Genomic DNA, 16,501 nt, shown 5'->3' with positions numbered 1-16,501 from the left:
ACCCTCCCCCGCCGGGACCGGCACGGCGGGTCAACCCACCGCCTCCACCTCGAGGTGGTCCCGTACCCGGGAGACGACCCCGCCGCCCGCCAGGTCGTGCGCCACCACGCAGGCCCGGGCGATCGTGCGGGCGCGGGAGGAGCCGTGCGCGACGACCACGGTCCCGCTCAGGCCCAGCAGCGCGGCGCCGCCGTGCGTCTCGGGGTCGTAGCGGCGCGCGACCTCGCGCAGGGCCTCCGGCCCGGCGATCCCGGCCTGCGCGATCATGGTCAGTACGGTGCGGACGGTGCCCTCGACGTTCTTGAGCACGACGTTGCCGGTGAACCCGTCGGTGACGATCACGTCGACCGTGCCCGCCAGCACGTCGTGCCCCTCGATGGGACCGTGGAAGCGGAACGGCGAGGACGCCAGCGGCCGCTCCGCCCGGCGGCTGAGCCGGTTGCCCTTGCCGGGCTCGGAGCCGATCGACAGCAGGCCCACCGCCGGCTCGGGCACGCCCAGGACCAGCTGGGCGTAGGAGGCGCCCAGCAGCGCGAACTGGGCGATCATCTCGGGTGTGGGGTCGGAGGTCGCCCCGGCGTCGATCAGGACGCTGGCCCCGCCGGTGATCTGGGGCAGCGCCACGGCCAGCGCGGGCCGCAGCACCCCATCGGCCCGGCCGACGCTCCGCACCGCGCACGAGACGACCGCGCCCGTGGACCCCGCCGACACGAACGCCCCGCCCGTGCGCTGGGCCAGCAGCTCGCAGCCCACCGCGATGCTGGAGTCGCCGGTGATCGCGCCGGACCCCCGCTCGGTCATCGGGACGACCTCCTCGGCGTGCACCACGTCGATCTCGCCGGCCGCGTCGTGACGCGCCAGTTCCCGGCGGACCTCTCCGGCCCGGCCGACCAGCAGCACCGGCACGCCGTGCTCCCGCAGGGCCGTCACGGCCCCCGCGACGACCTCCTGCGGTCCGTGGTCCCCGCCCATCGCGTCGACGACGACCGGTCCTGACATCGGGTCCTCCTTGAAGGGGTGGTGAAGGGGCGAAGGGGCGGCCTCAGGGGACATCGGCGGTCACCCGGCGTTCGGCGCGGTCGGCCGCGGTCGCCGCCAGCAGGTGCCGGGTGAAGATGGCAAGCCGCCGGGAGCGGGGGACGACGGCCCGGCCGCGCAGGACCTCGTACTCGCAGGCCTCGATCCTGTCGAGGATGCCTCCGTACAGCTCGTAGGCGGCGCGGATGCACGGCCGCGAGGAGGGGGTGAGCAGGCCGATCCCCTCCAGCGCCCGCCGGTAGTGCTCGCGGGCCCGCGCCGCCTCGAAGGCCAGCAGCTCCCGCAGCGCGGGGGTGCACGTGGGGCGGCGCAGGTCGGTCACGTCCACGCCGAACCGGTCCAGGTCTGCCAGCGGCAGGTAGACCCGGCCGCGTGCCAGGTCCTCGGCGACGTCGCGCAGGAAGTTGGTGAGCTGGAAGGCCAGTCCGAGCTGACGGGCCGGTTCGCGGGCCCGTTCGGCCATGCCGGGCAGGGGTTCGAGCACCGGCAGCATCATCGTGCCGATGACCGCGGCCGAGCCCTCCATGTAACCGAGCAGGTCGTCGTAGGTGGCGTAGCGGGTGACGGTCAGGTCGGACCGCATCGCGCGCAGGAACGCCTCGATGTCGGCGTGGTCGATGCCGAAGGAGCGCACGGTCTGCACGAACGCCGGGAGTACGGCGTCGCCGGGCGGCCCGCCGGCCAGCGCGGTCGCCAGCCGGTCCCGCAGCCCGTCCAGGGCCGCCGCCCGGTCCCCGGTCATCGTGAAGGAGTCCACGATCTCGTCGGCGTAGCGGGCGAAGCCGTACAGCGCGTGCACGTGCGGCCGCTTCCAGGCGGGCAGCAGCATGGTCGCCAGGTAGTAGGAGCGGCCGTGGCGGGCGTTGAAGCGCCGGCACAGCTCGTAGCTGCGGGTCAGGGAGACGGGTGCGTTCGTCATCGGCCGGCCTTCAGGATGCGCTCGGCGGCGAGCCTGCCCGAGATCAGCACCGGTGGCACGCCCACCCCCGGAGCGGTGTACATGCCCGCGAAGTGCAGGCCGGCGACGCGCCGGGCGGCGCCGGCCGGGCGGAACCAGGCCGTCTGGCGGAAGCGGTGATCCAGGGCGAACGGGGTGCCGGCCGAGTGCCCCAGCCGGGCCCAGGCCGGGGGGTCGAAGCCGAGCCGGGGGGCGGCCGACAGGTCGCCGTAGCCGAGGTCGGAGAGCCTGCCCAGCAGGCGCTCCTCCAGCCGGGGGGCGAGCCGCTCCCAGTCGCCGCCCTCCAGGTTGGGGGCGGGTTCCAGGGCGGTGAGCGTGGCGTGCCCGGCGGGCGCGGCGTCGGTGTCGGACTCCGGGTAGGTGACCAGGATGTTCGGGTCGGACTGCGGCCTGCCCGAGGTCAGCTCGGCGAAGCCGGAATGCCACCGGCCGCCGAAGTGCAGGGTGTGGTGGGCCTGATCGGCGAGCCTGCGGTCGAGGCCGAAGTGCAGCACCAGGCAGGACGGCGAGTAGCGGGGACGGCGCAGCCGCCAGTCGCCCGACCCCTCGGGCAGCAGGCCCGCGTGGGCCGCCGGGAGGTCGCAGGCGACCACGACGTCGCGGGCGGCCAGGCGCTCACCGGTGTCGAGCCGGACGGCGGCGACCCCGGAGGCGTCCCTTTCGATCTTCACCGCGCGCACGCCGTACCGCATCTGCGCCCCGGCCTTCTCCGCGACCGCGGCCATCGCCTGCGGGATGGCGTGCATGCCGCCGTGCCGGGGGAAGTAGACGCCGCCGACGGTGTCCATGTGGGCGATCACCGCGTAGATCCCGAGCGCCGTACGCGGGGAGAGCCCGACGTAGAGCGCCTGGAAGGTGTGCGCCTTGATCAGCCGGTGGTCGGTCAGGTGGCTGCCCACCAGGCGGTCCAACCGCCGGAAACCGCCCAGGGCCGCCAGCCGCGCCAGGGCGTGCGGCCGGGCCAGCTCGCGCAGGCGCGTCATGTCGCGGTCGATGAAGGAGTCCCACTCGGCGGCGAACAGCTCGCCGAGCCTGGCCCGGAACCGGCGGTAGCGTACGGCCTCCGCCGCCCCGCACAGCCGGCGCACCTGCTCGATCATGGCCTCCTCGCCGGGCACGACGTCCAGGTGCGAGCCGTCGTGGTAGCGCAGCCGGTAGTACGGGTCCAGCCGGCGCAGGGGCAGCCAGTGCTCCATCTCCTCGCCCGCCGCGGCGAAGGTGTCGGCCAGCACGTCCGGCATCGTGAGCACCGAGGGACCGGTGTCGAAGCGGTACTCCCCCATGCGCGCGGTCCCGCAGCAGCCGCCCGGGACATCCCGGGCCTCGACGACGGTGACCTCCCGTCCCGCCGCGGCCAGCCGCATCGCGGCGGCCAGACCTGCGAGCCCGGCTCCGACCACCACGGTCCGGCTCATGCGTTCCTCCTCCTCGCCCGGCGGGCGAGTCCGGTTCATCCACGGACGACTAGCGGCGATCATGCCCGTTTCCAGGGCTTTAACCGCCCGACGCGCCGAGCGGTGCGGCACCGGCCGTTCCCGCCGGCCCGCAGGCGCGACGGGCGGGCCGTCTGATCACTACATGGCTCTTCGAGGGGTGACGGCGTTCGGTTGCGGGCGGCGGAGAAGTCGCGGGCGGACGGCAGACGAAGGGCCCGTCCCCTGCGGGGACGGGCCCTTCACCCGTGATGTCTCGCCGGTCGCGGCCTACCTGCTCCGCCTGCGGCGCACGGCGCGGAACACCAGCAGCGCGAGCGCGGCCGTCACCGCCAGTGTCGCGGCGGGCCGCTTGGAGACCTCGGCCGAGACCTTCCCCGCGGTCTGCCTGACCTCGACCGGGGTGACGTCCCTGACCTTGTCCAGCGCGTGCGGGGCCGCCTCCTTGACCTTGTCCAGCGCGTGCGGGGCCGCTCCCTTGACGCGGTCCACCAGGCCGGTGGCGGTGTCGGCGGTCGCCGTGCCCATGCGCTTGACGTCGTCGCCGACGTTGGCGACGGTCTCGTGGACGCGCCCCTGGACGCGGCCCTTGATGTCGGTCTTGTGGATCAGCGCCTCCACGCTGTCCCCGAGCTCGCGGCGGGTCTCCTCGATGTCGCGCCGTACGGCCTGCTCCTCCGTCGTCCCGGCGGAGAAGGAGCCGGAGCCGCCGTCGTTCGGGGTGTCGCCGGTCGTCGCCCGCCCGGAGGCGGAGGTGCCGCTGGAGGAGGCGCTCTCGTCGGGGGGCGTGGAAGCGCCGATGTCCTCCCTGCGGGAACCGGTCGTCCCGGCGTCCGCGGTGTCGCGGCGCCGGCCCGGGTCGGTCTCGGTCATCGGTGTGCCCTTTCCTTCACGGCGTCGATGTCGTTCTTGACGCTGCGGATGGTTCGCTCGGGAGCCGGTGAGCCGACCTCCTGAACCTGGCGCTTGCCCATCAGCCCCAGGACCGCGGCCGTGGCCAGCAGCACCGCTCCGACGACCGCCGCGGCGGCCCAGGCGGGCATCACCAGGGCGAGCAGCAGGATCACCGCGGCCACCATCGCACCGGCTCCGAACAGGGCCACGACTCCGGCCCCGCCGAACAGCCCGGCGCCGCGTCCCGCGTGTCTGCCCTTCTCCGCGAGCTCGATCTTCGCCAGGCGGAGCTCGTCTCTGACCAGACGGGAGACCCCCTCGGAAACCTGCCGGACCAGCTCGGCGGTCGACAGGGAATCTTTCGTGCTGTGCGTCATGACATGCCTCCTCCCTATAGGAGTAGGCGTCTACCCGCTGTGGCCCCCGCAAACCATCGCGTGGCCGGGACCGGGTCTCCCCTCCGGTCCCGGCCACAGTTCGGGGCGCCGCCCGCCGTCCGTCCGCGACCTCGGAGATCGCCCCCGTACGGATCTCCGACGGTGTGCGCACGGCTCTCCGGCGGTGTGCGCACGGCGCCGCCACCCGCGGGGCGGCCGTCATCGATCACCGGTGACGGGTCAACGGTAGATCGTTCCCGCCGCCCCCGCATCGCTCGCGAGTCTGATCCGGCCGCGACCTGCGCGGTAGGCGCGGCCCCGCCGTACAACTCCCGCGGTATGCGCCCTCAACCGGACACCGGATGAGGGGATCCGGCCGGGCTGGCTAGCATGCGCGGATGCGGGCATGGACGGCGCTGGTGGACCGGGCGGGCAGGGTGGATCCCGGGCTCGTGGACGGGGTGTTCGCCGTCGCGCTCACCGCGATCACCCTGGTGTGGGCGGCCTCCGACCGCAGCGGCGCGTGGCGGCGGCCGGACGCGGTGGCGGTCCTGCTGACCTGCGCGGCGAACCTGCCGATCGCCGTGCGCAGGATCGTCCCGATGACCGCGCTGCTGGTCTGCGCGGCCGCCTCGATCTGCCACCACGCGCTGGGCTACCAGGCCGACGTGAACAACTTCTCCACCATGTTCGTCCTCTACAGCGTCGCGGCCCTGCGCCCGCTGCCGGTCATGACGGCCGGGGCGGCGGTCGCGACGGTGGTGTGGTGGTGGGCCGCGGCCACCGCGCAGGACGGCATGGCGCTGCTGAACGCCCTTCAGGGCCTGGCCGTCGTCGGCATCACCTGCGCGCTCGGCCTGGGCACCCGCAGGCTGGCCGAGCGCAACCGGCGCCTGGCCGAGCTCACCGAGCGGCTGCGGCGCGAGCAGGAGGACCGGGCCAGGCGGGCGGTCACCGAGGAGCGGGTGCGCGTGGCCGGGGAGCTGCACGACATCGTCGCCCACCACATGTCGGTGATCTCGGTGCAGGCCGGGCTGGCCCGCTACGTGTTCGCCAGCGACCCGGGGACGGCCCGCGCCGCGCTGGCCACGGTCGCCGACACCAGCCACGAGGCGCTGGAGGAGATGCGCCGGCTGCTGGCGGTGCTCCGGCTGGACCACGGGCGCGGCGGTGACGCCGTCTACGACCCCACTCCCGGCCTGAGCCAGCTCGGCCAGCTCGTCGACCGCGTGCGCACCGCCGGGGTGCCGGTCGAGCTGGAGGTGACCGGCAGCCCCCGGGCGCTCAATCCCGGGGTGGAGCTGTGCGCCTACCGGGTGGTCCAGGAGAGCCTGACCAATGTGATCAAGCACGCGCTCGGCGCCAGGGCGACGGTCCGGCTGCACTACGGCGGCGAGGAGCTGCGCGTGACGGTGACCGACGACGGATCCTGCCAGGAGGCGCCGGGCGAGGACGGGCACGGGTTGATCGGGATGCGCGAACGCGTCAGGCTCTACCGCGGCACGGTGATCTCCGGGCGGCGGCCGGAGGGCGGGTTCGAGGTGGCGGCCACGCTGCCGCTGTCACCCCCCAAGGGCGAGCCCGGCGAACCGGGGCCGCTGGACGGATCCGACGGGCGGGGAAGAGAATGATCAAGGTGCTGGTCGTGGACGACCAGATCCTGGTGCGGGCCGGTTTCGCCGCGCTGATCCGGGCGACGCCGGACCTGGAGGTGGTGGGCGAGGCCTCCGGCGGCGAGGAGGCCGTCAGGATGGCCGCCGCCGCGCGACCCGACGTGATCCTGATGGACGTGCGGATGCCGGGCCTGAACGGCATCGCCGCGACCGAGCGCATCCTGGCCGCCGCCGGGAATCCGCCGCCGAAGGTGCTGATCCTGACCACCTTCGATCTGGACGAGTACGTCTACGACGCGCTGCGCGCCGGGGCCTCGGGGTTCCTGCTCAAGGACACCCCGCCGGAGCGGCTGATCGCCGCGGTGCGCACGATCGCCGCGGGCGACATGCTGTTCGCCCCGACCGTGACCCGCCGCCTCGTCGAGGCCTACACCAACGGCCGCGGCTCCTCTCTCGTCCAGGACCCCGGCCTGGACGCGCTCACCGCCCGCGAGGTGGAGGTCCTGCGCCTGGTGGGCCGCGCGCTGTCCAACGCCGAGGTCGCCGACGAATTGTGCGTCAGCGAGGCGACGGTCAAGACCCACCTCAACCGGGCGATGGCCAAGCTGGGGCTGTCCAGCCGCGCCCAGGCCGTCGCCCTGGCCTACGAGACCGGGCTCGTCAGCCCCCGCAGAGGAGCGCCCTGACCGCGTGGTCCGGGCTCGGCGCCCGGGTTCCGTCCGGGATCGGCACCCGGGTTCAGCGTCCGGACCGCAGGACGACCACGAGCACCCGCAGGCCCAGGATGGCGCTGACCGCCAGCAGGTTGTAGCCCAGGAGCTGCAGCAGGCTGACGGTGGAGGTGACGGCCGGGCCGCCGTCGGTGCCGAGCAGGAGCACGGCCATGATCCCCGTGGTGGCGGCCAGGATGGTGAGCAGCACCTGGTGGAGCAGGCCGGTGATGTGGCGGCGGTCGCGCTCGTCGGCGAACAGGCGCACGTTGACGCCGAAGCGGCCGTTCTCCGCGGCGCCGACGATCCGCTCCACCCGGCGGGGCAGGCGGCGCATCATGGGCAGCAGGCCCAGGGCCTCCTGCACCACCGTCTCGCGCAGCTGTTCCGGCGTGCTCCGCTCGGCGATGTGGCGGGCGGAGAAGGCCCGCGCCTCGGCCACCACGTCGAACCCGGGGGCGAGCCCGGCCAGTGTCCCCTCGACCGTCGCCAGCGCCCGGAACACCGCGGCCACCTCGGGCGGCACGGCCAGGCCGTGGGCGGAGACGATCCGGAACAGGTGGCCGAACATCTGGACGTCGGGGGCGGTGCCGGCGGTCAGGTACCGGGCCATGAACCGGCCGAGTTCGCGCTCCAGCCCGCGTTCGTCGACCTCGTCGGGCCGCTCCACGACCTCCAGCAGGGCGTCGCCCACCCCCGGCGCGTCGCCCCGGTCCATCGCGAGCAGCAGGCGCTGCAGCGCGGCGCGCAGCGAGGCGTCCAGCCGTCCCACCGAGCCGAAGTCGAGCAACGCCAGCCGCCCGTCGGCCAGCAGCATGATGTTGCCCGGGTGCGGGTCGGCGTGGAAGATCCCGTGCAGCATGATCTGGCGCAGCAGCGTCTCGAACAGGGTCCTGGCCAGCTCCCGCCCGTCCGCCCCGTCCGGTACGGCGCCGCCGAACGGCACGCCGTCCAGCCGTTCCATCACCAGGACCCGCCGGCCGGACAGCTCGGGACGGGGCGCCGGCACGCGGACCGGCTCGCCGGCCGAGGCCGCGGCCACGGCGGCCATGTTGGCGGCCTCGACCCGGAAGTCGAGCTCCTCGCGCAGCGCCTCGGCGAACCCCCTGGACAGCTCGGCCACGCCGAAGGCCCGGCCCCACCGGGTGCGCCGCTCCAGCGACCGGGCCAGGCGGGCCACGATGTCGAGGTCCTGCTCCACCACGGCGGCGATCCCGGGCCTCTGGACCTTGACCACGACCTCCTCACCGCCGATCAGCCGTGCCCGGTAGACCTGCGCGATCGAGGCCGCCGCCAGGGGCTCGCGGTCGAAGGTCTCGAACGTCTCCGACACCGGCCCGCCCAGCTCGGCGACGAGCACCGGTTCGATCTCCGCCCACGGGGCGGCGGCCACCCGGTCCTGCAACAGCCGGAGCTCCTCGACGAACTCCGGGGCCAGCAGGTCGCTGCGGGTGGACAGGATCTGGCCGAGCTTGACGAAGGTGACGCCGCCGTCGTCGAGGGCCTGGCGCAGCGACCTGGCCAGACGCGCCCGGCCGGAGGGGCCGCCGAGGCCGGGGTCGCGGCCGCGCAGGTAGGGGCCCAGGCCGTGCCGTACGAGGATCCGGGTGATCGCCACGTAGCGCCGGGAGCGGGTCACCCGGCGGCGGATCCCCCTGACGACCTCCAGCGGCCCCGGGAACGTCCCCGGCGGCACCAGCACCTCGGCCACCACCAGGAAGACGAGCCCGGCCAGCAGCGCGCACACCACGCCCAGCAGCAGGAACCACAGCGGGGTGAGGCCGGGGTCGTCAGGGTCCACTCCGCCCGCGAACGCCTGCATGAGCGGCCCGCCGATCAGGAGCGCGAGCCCCCAGGCCAGCAACGTGCGGACCACTCCGAATCTCAGGTCCAGCAACCGGCGCGCGATCACGGTGAACCCGGCCAGCGTCACCGCCACCGTTACCGCGAAGCCCACCGTCAAGCCGAAGTCCATGAGTCCGCCCCTCCCGTCAGCCGCGACGGCGGACACACTAGATCAACCGCGGGGCGGATGCGGTGGTACGGGAATGCCGGTGACAATGGGAACCTTGTTCCGTTGGGGTTCCGTTGGGATCATGGTGAGAAAGGCGGCGCGCTCGGATGGCACAGATCGTCGGTGGCGGACGTCCGGTCAACGACGCCGAACGACGGGTCATCGCGCACCTGCGGGACAACGCGCCGCACGACTGGCTGCTGCTGCACAACATCGAGGTGCCGCGCGACGACGACGTCTTCGAGGTGGACCTGATCGTGCTGACCGGTCACGCGCTCTGCGTGATCGACGTCAAGGGGACGCGCGGCCGGATCGAGGTGTCGGGCACGCGCTGGTTCCCGGCCCGGCGCAGCGCGTTCGGATCCCCGGTGACCAAGCTGCGGGGCAACGGCCGGGCGCTCAAGGGCCTGCTCATGCGCGAGCGCCGCGAGCTGGAGCGGGTGTACGTCGACAGCGTCGTCGTGCTGACCGGCCCGGACGCCCAGCTGGTCGACCCGGCCGGCCGCGACTCGCGGCACGTCACCGACCTGGCGGGCCTGATCGGCACGCTCGGCGACGTCTCCAGGGTCCGGCGCGGCTACAGCACCGACGTCGCGCCGTACCGGACGGCGATCATCGAGGCGCTCAACGGCAGCGTGCGCCGCTCCACCGCGCCGCCCAGGTTCGGCAACTGGGAGGTCGAGGAGGAGCTCGGCGGCGACAACCGGGTCACCGAGTACCGGGCGATCAACGCGACCGTGCCGGGCAGCGAGACGGTCCTGCTGCGGGTCTACCGGGCCGACCCGCTGGCCGAGCCGGAGCCCAGGGCGGCCGAGCGGCGGCTGATCGCCAACGCCTACCAGTCCCTGACCCGCATCCCGCCGCACCCGTGCGTCGTGCGCTCCCGCGACTTCTTCGCGATCGACGACGAGAGCAGGTTCGTCCTGGTCCTGGACGACGTGCACGGCCGGGCGCTGCACCTGTATCTCGGCGGCTCCGGGCGCAACGCGCTCTCGACCGCGGCCAGGCTCGACGTCGTGGCGGACATGCTGCGCGGGCTGGCGCACGTCCACGCCAACAACGTCGTGCACCGGGCGCTCAGCCCCGCGTGCGTGCTGGTGGCCGAGGGCGGCCACGCGATGCTGACCGGCTTCGACTACGCCAAGCCCGGCCCGCGGGCGCACACCGTGGCCAACGAGCTGCCCAACGTGCTGGACACCCACTACGTGGCCCCGGAGTGCCAGGCCAGGCCGGAGCTGATGACGGCGTCCTCCGACGTCTACGCGGCCGGGGTGATCGCCTTCCAGCTGCTGACGGGCGCGCTGCCGCCGGTGAGCCCGGACGCGGGGGCCGCGACGGACGGCGTCGTCCCCGAGGTCATGGACCTGCTGCGCCGCATGCGCGACCACGCGCCGGCCAAGCGGCCCTCGGCCGCCGAGGCGCTGGCCGCCCTGGTGCGGGCCAGGGGCGGGCCCGTGGGTGGACCCGGGAGCGGGCTCATGAGCGGGCCCATGAGTGGGCAGGGCAGTGAGCCGCAGGGCTGGCCGCCGGCCGCCCCGCCGCAGGAGCCGCCCGCCCGGCTGAGCGGGTTCCGGCGGACTCTGCGCCGCATCACCGGCAAGGGAGATTGAAGGGGCCGTCCCGCCGTGTCCGCAGTCGGCTGGACGGCCCCGTCGTGCCCGCGGTCGGCCGGACGATCCCGGCGTGTCCGCGACCCTTCAGCACCGCGGTCGGCCGGGCTGTCCCGTCCTGCCCGCGGTCGGCTGATCCGGCGGCCGGCTGATCCGGCGGCGGTCAGTACGGCCTGCGGTTGACCGAACGGTTCTGGCCGCCGCGGAAGCGGCTGATGAGCTGGCGCACCTTCTGCTGGTTGCGCGGGTCGCGCGCCATCGTCTTGGCCTTCTCGAGGTTCCTGCGCCCCTGCGGGGTGCTCAGGTAGCTGCGGATACGGGATATCAGGGATGCCATTGTCTCCTCCTCGACTGTGAGGGACGGCTACCCGGATGAAGGCGCTCCAACCACCCGGGCCGCCTATCAGGAGTCGACGAAGCTCTCCGGGACCATCACGCGCAGGCCGTTCGGAACTGTCCTGACCGTGATCGGGGTCAGCAGGCGCACCTCGCCGTCGACGTCGGCGGCCATCGGGGGGTCGGTCTCCAGGTATATCTCGGTGCCGACGACGAAGGGCCCGCCCGCGAGGCTGCGCCAGCGGCCGGTGCTGGCCCGCACCAGGGTCTCCAGCAGCAGCCGCAGGCGCTTGCCCGAACCGAGCTGGTAGGCGACCAGCATGCCGTCGTCGATGCTGATGTCCCTGGCGACCTGCCAGCCGCCGTGGAAGCGGCCGTTGGCGATGTTGAGCTGGTGGGTGAGCAGCTCGTGGCGCTTGCCGTTCACCGTGAGGAAGGCCCGGAACGGCCGGTGCCCGGGCAGGATGGTCAGGGCGGTGAGCGGGTAGGCGGCCCGCCCCAGGAGGCGCTTGAGCCAGGGCTTGACCTTCCCGGCCACCTCGACCGAGACGCCGAAGCTGGTCAGGTTGGCGAACTCCCGGTCGCCGGCGATGCCGAGGTCGATGTCGGCGACCTTGCCGGTGCGCAGCACCCGGATCGCCCCGGCCAGATCCAGCGGCAGACCCAGGCTGCGGGCGAAGTTGTTGGTCGTGCCCAGCGGCAGCACCCCGAGGGCGACGTCGCGGTGGGCGACGTGCTTGACGGCGGCGCTGAGCGTGCCGTCGCCGCCGCCGACGACGAGCACGTCGGGCTTGGCGTCCAGGGCCGCGTCCAGGGTGGCGCGCAGGCGCTTGGGGTCGTCCACCGGGAAGACGCCCAGCAGGTCGAAGCCCTCGGAGCGCAGGATGCTCAGCACCCGGGGATAGCGGTGACGCCCACGCCGGGAGCGCGTGTTGACCACCACGCACACCCTCCGCCCGGCCCGGACGGCCTCGGTGTGCTCGGCCTTACTGCGAAGCTCGCCCACGCTGCTCCTTTTCCCTGAGATGCTCCGGGTAAATGGTAGGGGCCCCGCCGTCCTCAGACGGCAGGGCCCCATGATCCGGAACGGTTACTTCTTCGGCGGAGTCACCTGGACGATCACGCCGAGGTTGGCCGGGAGCGGGGCGATCAGCTTGAGCTGCACGCCCAGCGCCTTGCCCTCGTCACCGGGGTTGCCGCTGCCCAGCACGTGGCCGCCGCCGATGTCGGTGCCGTACAGCTCGGTGGCCGGGCTGCCGTCGGCGTTGACGACGCGGGTGCTGTACGGCTGGTCGCCCTTGGACGGCACGACCGCCGAGGCGTCGCGCAGGCGGTAGTACAGGCTGCCGTCGCGGGTCTCCAGACCCGGGTACCAGGTCTTGGCGTCGGTGAAGGTCTTCACCGCCGGGAGCGCCGGGAACTTGGTGCAGTACTGGGTGAAGGGCTCACCCTCGATGCACTCGGTGAAGGGGTAGGTCTTGCCGAAGGTGAACGCCGCGTTGGAGGACTGCGGACGCGAGGGGAGGTTCTTCAGCAGCGACGGGTCCTTCGCGGCCGCCTCGCCGCTGCGGCGCAGCGGGTCGTAGTGCGAGTCGACGACGAGGATCTCGCCCTTGGGGCCGACCGAGGGCAGCTCGAAGGTGTGGGCGTCGCCGTCGTTGGCCGGGTAGGCCGCGTCGCGGTACCAGACCAGCAGACCGGGCGCGTTGTACTTGAGCTTCTCCACCTTCCAGGCGTTGGGGTGCGACCAGGTGGTGTCGTAGGCGTACTGCAGGCCCTTGTCGAAGCCGTCGAAGTTACGCCACTCGGCCAGGTAGTACTGGACGCTCTGCAGGCTGCCGCTGTGGGTCTTCCAGCCCGCGCCGGTGGTGTCGGTGAAGGTGCCCTTGACGTTGGTCCAGCCGTTGTCGCCGCCCTCGACGTCGTCGCTCCACACCGTGGTGTCGCCGACGGTGACGGAGAAGTCGTCGGAGAACCAGCCGGTGTCCTCGAACCCGGCGTCGGTGGCGTAGCGCAGGCGCAGCTGGATCGTCTGGCCGGCGAACGGCGACAGGTCGACGTAGTCGTGCCGCCAGCCCTGCGTGGCGCCGGTCAGGCCGTACTTCTTGTCGCCGTAGTCGTGCATCCGCTTGTTCGGGTCGGCGTAGTCGTCGCCGGTGGAGACCAGCGCGCCGGACTCGTCGTAGATCTTCTGCTCGGCCCAGGTGGTGCCGCCGTCGGTGGAGACCTCGACGAAGCCGTAGTCCCAGTCGGCCTCGATGGCGTACTGGTTCCACATCCAGAACTTCTGGCCGGTGCCGGCCGGGACCTGGACGGTACGGCTCAGCTTGACGTCGGCCCAGCTCTGGTCGTTGCCGGACCACCACAGCTTGGAGCCGCTGTGCGGGACGGCCATCACGGTGGTCTTGTCGGGCAGGTTCACGCGGACGCCGTCGGCGGTGTACTTCGGCGTGCGCGAGGCCTGGCCGACGGTCACCGTCTGCGTGCGGTCACCGGGGTTGACGATCTTCGGGTCCGCCCAGCCGAGCACCCACTTGGCGTACAGGCCCATGTGGGTCGGCATCGACTGGATGAGCGGGCCGGCGTGCGAGCCGGAGGACATCAGGTCCCAGAAGTCGACGCTGGTGTCGCCGCCGCCGGTGGCGTCGTAGAAGTCCGGCAGGCCCAGGTCGTGGCCGTACTCGTGCGCGACGACGCCGACGCCGGAGTCCTCGGGCTGCACGATGTAGTTGGAGATCTTCTTGTCGGTGCCCGGGATCGTGTAGCCGCCGGGGATGGCGCTGGAGTGCGCCCAGATGGCGTAGGGGCCCTCGGCTCCGCCGCCGCCGGACTTGTCGGCGCCGGCGTGGATGAGAACGAGGTGGTCGATCACGCCGTCCGGCTCGAGGACGTTGCCGTCGCCGTCGGCGTCGGAGGTGTCCTCGACGTCGTAGTCGGCCCAGGGGAAGTTCGGGTTCTGCGCGGCCAGCACGTTGACCGCGTCCACGCCGAGCGCGGCGGGACCCGCCGGGTTGTCGGGGTGACCGGACATGTCCTGCGGGCGGGTGCCGCAGGCGCCGGCGCCGTACCAGGCCTCCGAGTGCGGGACCTTGAGCCAGCCGATGGCCTCGCCGGTGACGGTGTAGGCGCCCTTGGACATCTCCTCGTATATCTTCTTGACCGTGTAGCCGGAGATGTCGATGCCCTTGCGCCCGTCCCGGGGGTCGGTCAGGTCCATGCGCACGCGCTTGGTGATGCCCTTGTCGGAGTAGAGCATCGCGTTGTAGTGCTCCGGGCTGAAGTCCGGAACCCACATGGTGTTGTTGTCCTTGCCCGCGCCGGAGTCCGCCGGGTTGGGGATCCTGTTGTGCAGCGGGCCGTTGAGCTTGGTGCCCGGCGGCTCGGTGACGCAGTCGTTGACGTCGTCGATCGTCTTCGGACGGCTGAAGCCGGAGAAGTCGTCGTTGGCGTTCTCGTTGAACTCCACCAGGAGGGTCAGCAGCTTGGCCTGCTGGGTCTGGCCCGCCTTCTTGAAGATGAAGTCGTAGGGGTTCTTGCCCGACCTGATCGCCCGGGTCTCCCGCGAGGCGAGCATCTTGGCGGCGACCGGGTTGCCCTCGGCGAACTTGCGGTCGTACTCCCGCGCCTGCGCCATTCCCGAGCGCTTGGCGGAGCCGGGCTGGAACCGCTCGTCGATGGTGCTGCTGTCACCCTGGACGAGCGGGGGCGCGTAGTTGATGTAGTAGTCGCTCGCCTTGGGGACGTAGCGGGCGACCGAGTCATCGGTCTGCGCCGATGCACCGCTCACGGACAACCCCGCGGCCGCCAGCCCGAGCACGGGCACGATCGCGAGCAGGCGCCTGCGCGCGCCTCTCCCTCTGATGGACAACGGATACCCTCCCTGCCCGGGTTCGCCGGGCGCGGACGTTCCCGGCACGCCCGATATTGCGTGCCGACCGGGACGTTAGAGGAGAGAGTAAAGGAGATGTAAAGTCTCCGACTTATGTTGTCAAAGTGTGATCAATCGTTTATGTCTAGAAGTTGTGACATAACTGCGTTTCCTCAGGTGGGGGCGGCAGGCCGTACAGTCCCCATGTGACCGCTATCGCCGAACTCGCCGCCGTTCTTACGCCCGCGAAGGTGCTGACCGATCCCGATGTGACCGACTCCTATGCCCGGGACCGCACGTTCCTGGAGCCGGGCAGGCCGCTGGCCGTCGTGCTCGCCGAGAGCCGGGACGACGTCGTCGCCGTCATGCGGTGGGCGACCGAGCACCGGGTGCCGGTCGTGCCGAGGGGGGCCGGCACGGGACTGGCCGGCGGGGCGACGGCGGCCGAGGGATGCGTCGTGCTGGCCCTGCACCGGATGGCGGCGATCAGGGAGCTGTCGCCCGCCGACGAGATCGCCGTGGTGGAGCCCGGCGTCATCACCGCCGACCTGGACCGGGCCGCCCGCGAGTTCGGGCTGATGTACGCCCCGGACCCCTCCTCCTACGAGATCTCAACGATCGGCGGCAACCTGGCCACCAACGCCGGCGGACTGCGCTGCGTGAAGTACGGCGTGACCCGCGACTCGGCGCTCGGGCTGGAGGTCGTGCTGGCCGACGGGCGGATCCTGAACACCGGCAGGCGGACCGTCAAGGGCGTCACCGGCTACGACCTGACCGGGCTGTTCGTCGGCTCGGAGGGCACGCTCGGAGTGATCACCGCGGCCACCGTACGGCTGCGCCGCGCGCCGCTGGCCTACCCGGCGACGATCGCGGCGGAGTTCGGCTCGCCGCGCGACGCCGCGTCGGCGGTGGCGGCGATCATCGCCGACGGGTGCCAGCCGTCGCTGCTGGAGATGCTCGACCGGGCCACCCTGAAGGCCATCGACGACTGGAAGAACATCGGCCTGGAGCCGTCGGTCCAGGCGATGCTGATCGCCCAGTCGGACGCGGTGGACGGGCAGGCGGTGGCCGAGCGGATGAGCGCGCTGTGCGCGGAGAACGGCGCCTCATTCGTCGCGGTCTCGGCCGACCGGGCGGAGGCCGAGGAGCTGATCGGCCTGCGGCGCCTGGCCTACCAGGCCAAGGAGCGGCTCGGCGCCTGCCTGGTGGAGGACGTGTGCGTGCCGCGCTCGGAACTGCCCGGCATGATCACCGCCATCGAGGAGATCGGCGCCCGGCACGGGGTGCTGATCTGCACCGTGGCCCACGCGGGCGACGGCAACCTGCATCCGGTCTTCGTCTTCGAGCACGGGCTGGCCGAGCCGCCGCCGCACGTCTGGGCCGCGGCCGACGAGGTCTTCCGCGAGGCGCTGCGCCGGGGCGGCACGCTCACCGGGGAGCACGGGGTGGGCCTGCTGAAGCGGCGCTGGCTGGCGCTGGAGACGGGGCCGGTGGCCGGGGAGATCCACCAGGGGATCAAGCAGGTCTTCGACCCCCTGGGCATCCTCAACCCGGGCAAGGCGATCTGACCCCGCCCGCTCCCGCCCGGCCCGCTCCGGCGCCGTACGGCTCCGCATCCGCTTGCGCTCCTCCCACCTGGGCTCCCGTCCG

General features: G+C 72.8%; 13 protein-coding genes. 4 read left to right on the top strand and 9 right to left on the bottom strand.

The features are described 5' to 3' along the window. Positions 1-30 precede the first annotated feature (30 nt). The 5 genes from plsX to Psi01_RS16585 form a co-directional block, all read right to left on the bottom strand. On the bottom strand, positions 31-999 hold the full coding sequence (plsX, locus tag Psi01_RS16605) for a phosphate acyltransferase PlsX (RefSeq protein WP_204064926.1): 969 nt from the start codon (positions 997-999) through the stop codon (positions 31-33). A 43-nt stretch (positions 1,000-1,042) separates the two neighbouring features. Continuing rightward, positions 1,043-1,957: a phytoene/squalene synthase family protein gene (locus Psi01_RS16600; protein ID WP_204064925.1), complete on the bottom strand. Its 915-nt coding sequence runs from the start codon at positions 1,955-1,957 to the stop codon at positions 1,043-1,045. Further along, on the bottom strand, positions 1,954-3,411 hold the full coding sequence (gene crtI / locus Psi01_RS16595) for a phytoene desaturase family protein (RefSeq protein WP_204064924.1): 1,458 nt from the start codon (positions 3,409-3,411) through the stop codon (positions 1,954-1,956). Before crtI ends, Psi01_RS16600 begins: the two co-directional genes overlap by 4 nt. Before the next feature lie 288 nt (positions 3,412-3,699). Next, positions 3,700-4,302, bottom strand: coding sequence for a DUF3618 domain-containing protein (locus tag Psi01_RS16590; protein ID WP_204064923.1), 603 nt, complete (start codon positions 4,300-4,302; stop codon positions 3,700-3,702). Further along, positions 4,299-4,700 carry a phage holin family protein gene (locus Psi01_RS16585; protein WP_204064922.1) on the bottom strand — a complete coding sequence of 134 codons (402 nt, stop codon included), beginning with the start codon at positions 4,698-4,700 and terminating at the stop codon, positions 4,299-4,301. The genes Psi01_RS16590 and Psi01_RS16585 overlap by 4 nt, the downstream gene beginning before the upstream one ends. Before the next feature lie 398 nt (positions 4,701-5,098). Here Psi01_RS16585 and Psi01_RS16580 point away from each other — a divergent pair, with 398 nt between their 5' ends. Further along, on the top strand, positions 5,099-6,331 hold the full coding sequence (locus Psi01_RS16580; protein WP_204064921.1) for a sensor histidine kinase: 1,233 nt from the start codon (positions 5,099-5,101) through the stop codon (positions 6,329-6,331). Then, positions 6,328-6,999, top strand: a complete 672-nt coding sequence (locus Psi01_RS16575) for a response regulator (RefSeq protein WP_204064920.1) — start codon at positions 6,328-6,330, stop codon at positions 6,997-6,999. The genes Psi01_RS16580 and Psi01_RS16575 overlap by 4 nt, the downstream gene beginning before the upstream one ends. A 52-nt stretch (positions 7,000-7,051) precedes the next feature. On the opposite strand, the gene Psi01_RS16570 is transcribed toward Psi01_RS16575, so the two are convergent. Then, complete coding sequence (locus Psi01_RS16570) at positions 7,052-8,998, bottom strand: ABC1 kinase family protein (protein WP_204064919.1); 1,947 nt, start codon at positions 8,996-8,998, stop codon at positions 7,052-7,054. 146 nt (positions 8,999-9,144) lie between these two features. Between Psi01_RS16570 and mads6 the strand changes: the two genes are divergently transcribed. After that, entirely contained in the window at positions 9,145-10,647 is a 1,503-nt protein-coding gene (gene mads6 / locus Psi01_RS16565) for a methylation-associated defense system protein kinase MAD6 (protein WP_204064918.1), read from the top strand. Positions 10,648-10,810: 163 nt separating this feature from the next. On the opposite strand, the gene Psi01_RS16560 is transcribed toward mads6, so the two are convergent. The 3 genes from Psi01_RS16560 to Psi01_RS16550 form a co-directional block, all read right to left on the bottom strand. Beyond that, positions 10,811-10,984 carry a hypothetical protein gene (locus Psi01_RS16560; RefSeq protein WP_204064917.1) on the bottom strand — a complete coding sequence of 58 codons (174 nt, stop codon included), beginning with the start codon at positions 10,982-10,984 and terminating at the stop codon, positions 10,811-10,813. A gap of 66 nt (positions 10,985-11,050) precedes the next feature. After that, positions 11,051-11,989, bottom strand: coding sequence for a diacylglycerol/lipid kinase family protein (locus tag Psi01_RS16555; RefSeq protein WP_239127768.1), 939 nt, complete (start codon positions 11,987-11,989; stop codon positions 11,051-11,053). Positions 11,990-12,073: 84 nt separating this feature from the next. Beyond that, complete coding sequence (locus Psi01_RS16550; protein WP_204064915.1) at positions 12,074-14,851, bottom strand: immune inhibitor A domain-containing protein; 2,778 nt, start codon at positions 14,849-14,851, stop codon at positions 12,074-12,076. Positions 14,852-15,057: 206 nt separating this feature from the next. On the opposite strand from Psi01_RS16550, the gene Psi01_RS16545 reads away from it, so the two are divergent. Continuing rightward, complete coding sequence (locus Psi01_RS16545; RefSeq protein ID WP_204064914.1) at positions 15,058-16,419, top strand: FAD-binding oxidoreductase; 1,362 nt, start codon at positions 15,058-15,060, stop codon at positions 16,417-16,419. The last annotated feature ends 82 nt before the right edge of the window (positions 16,420-16,501 follow it).

It is taken from the genome of Paraplanobispora siamensis, from assembly GCF_016863175.1.
GTDB classification, from domain to species: Bacteria; Actinomycetota; Actinomycetes; order Streptosporangiales; family Streptosporangiaceae; genus Planobispora; species Planobispora siamensis.
Note: the sequence above shows the minus strand (reverse complement) of the source record. Positions and strands in the feature narration are given on the sequence as shown.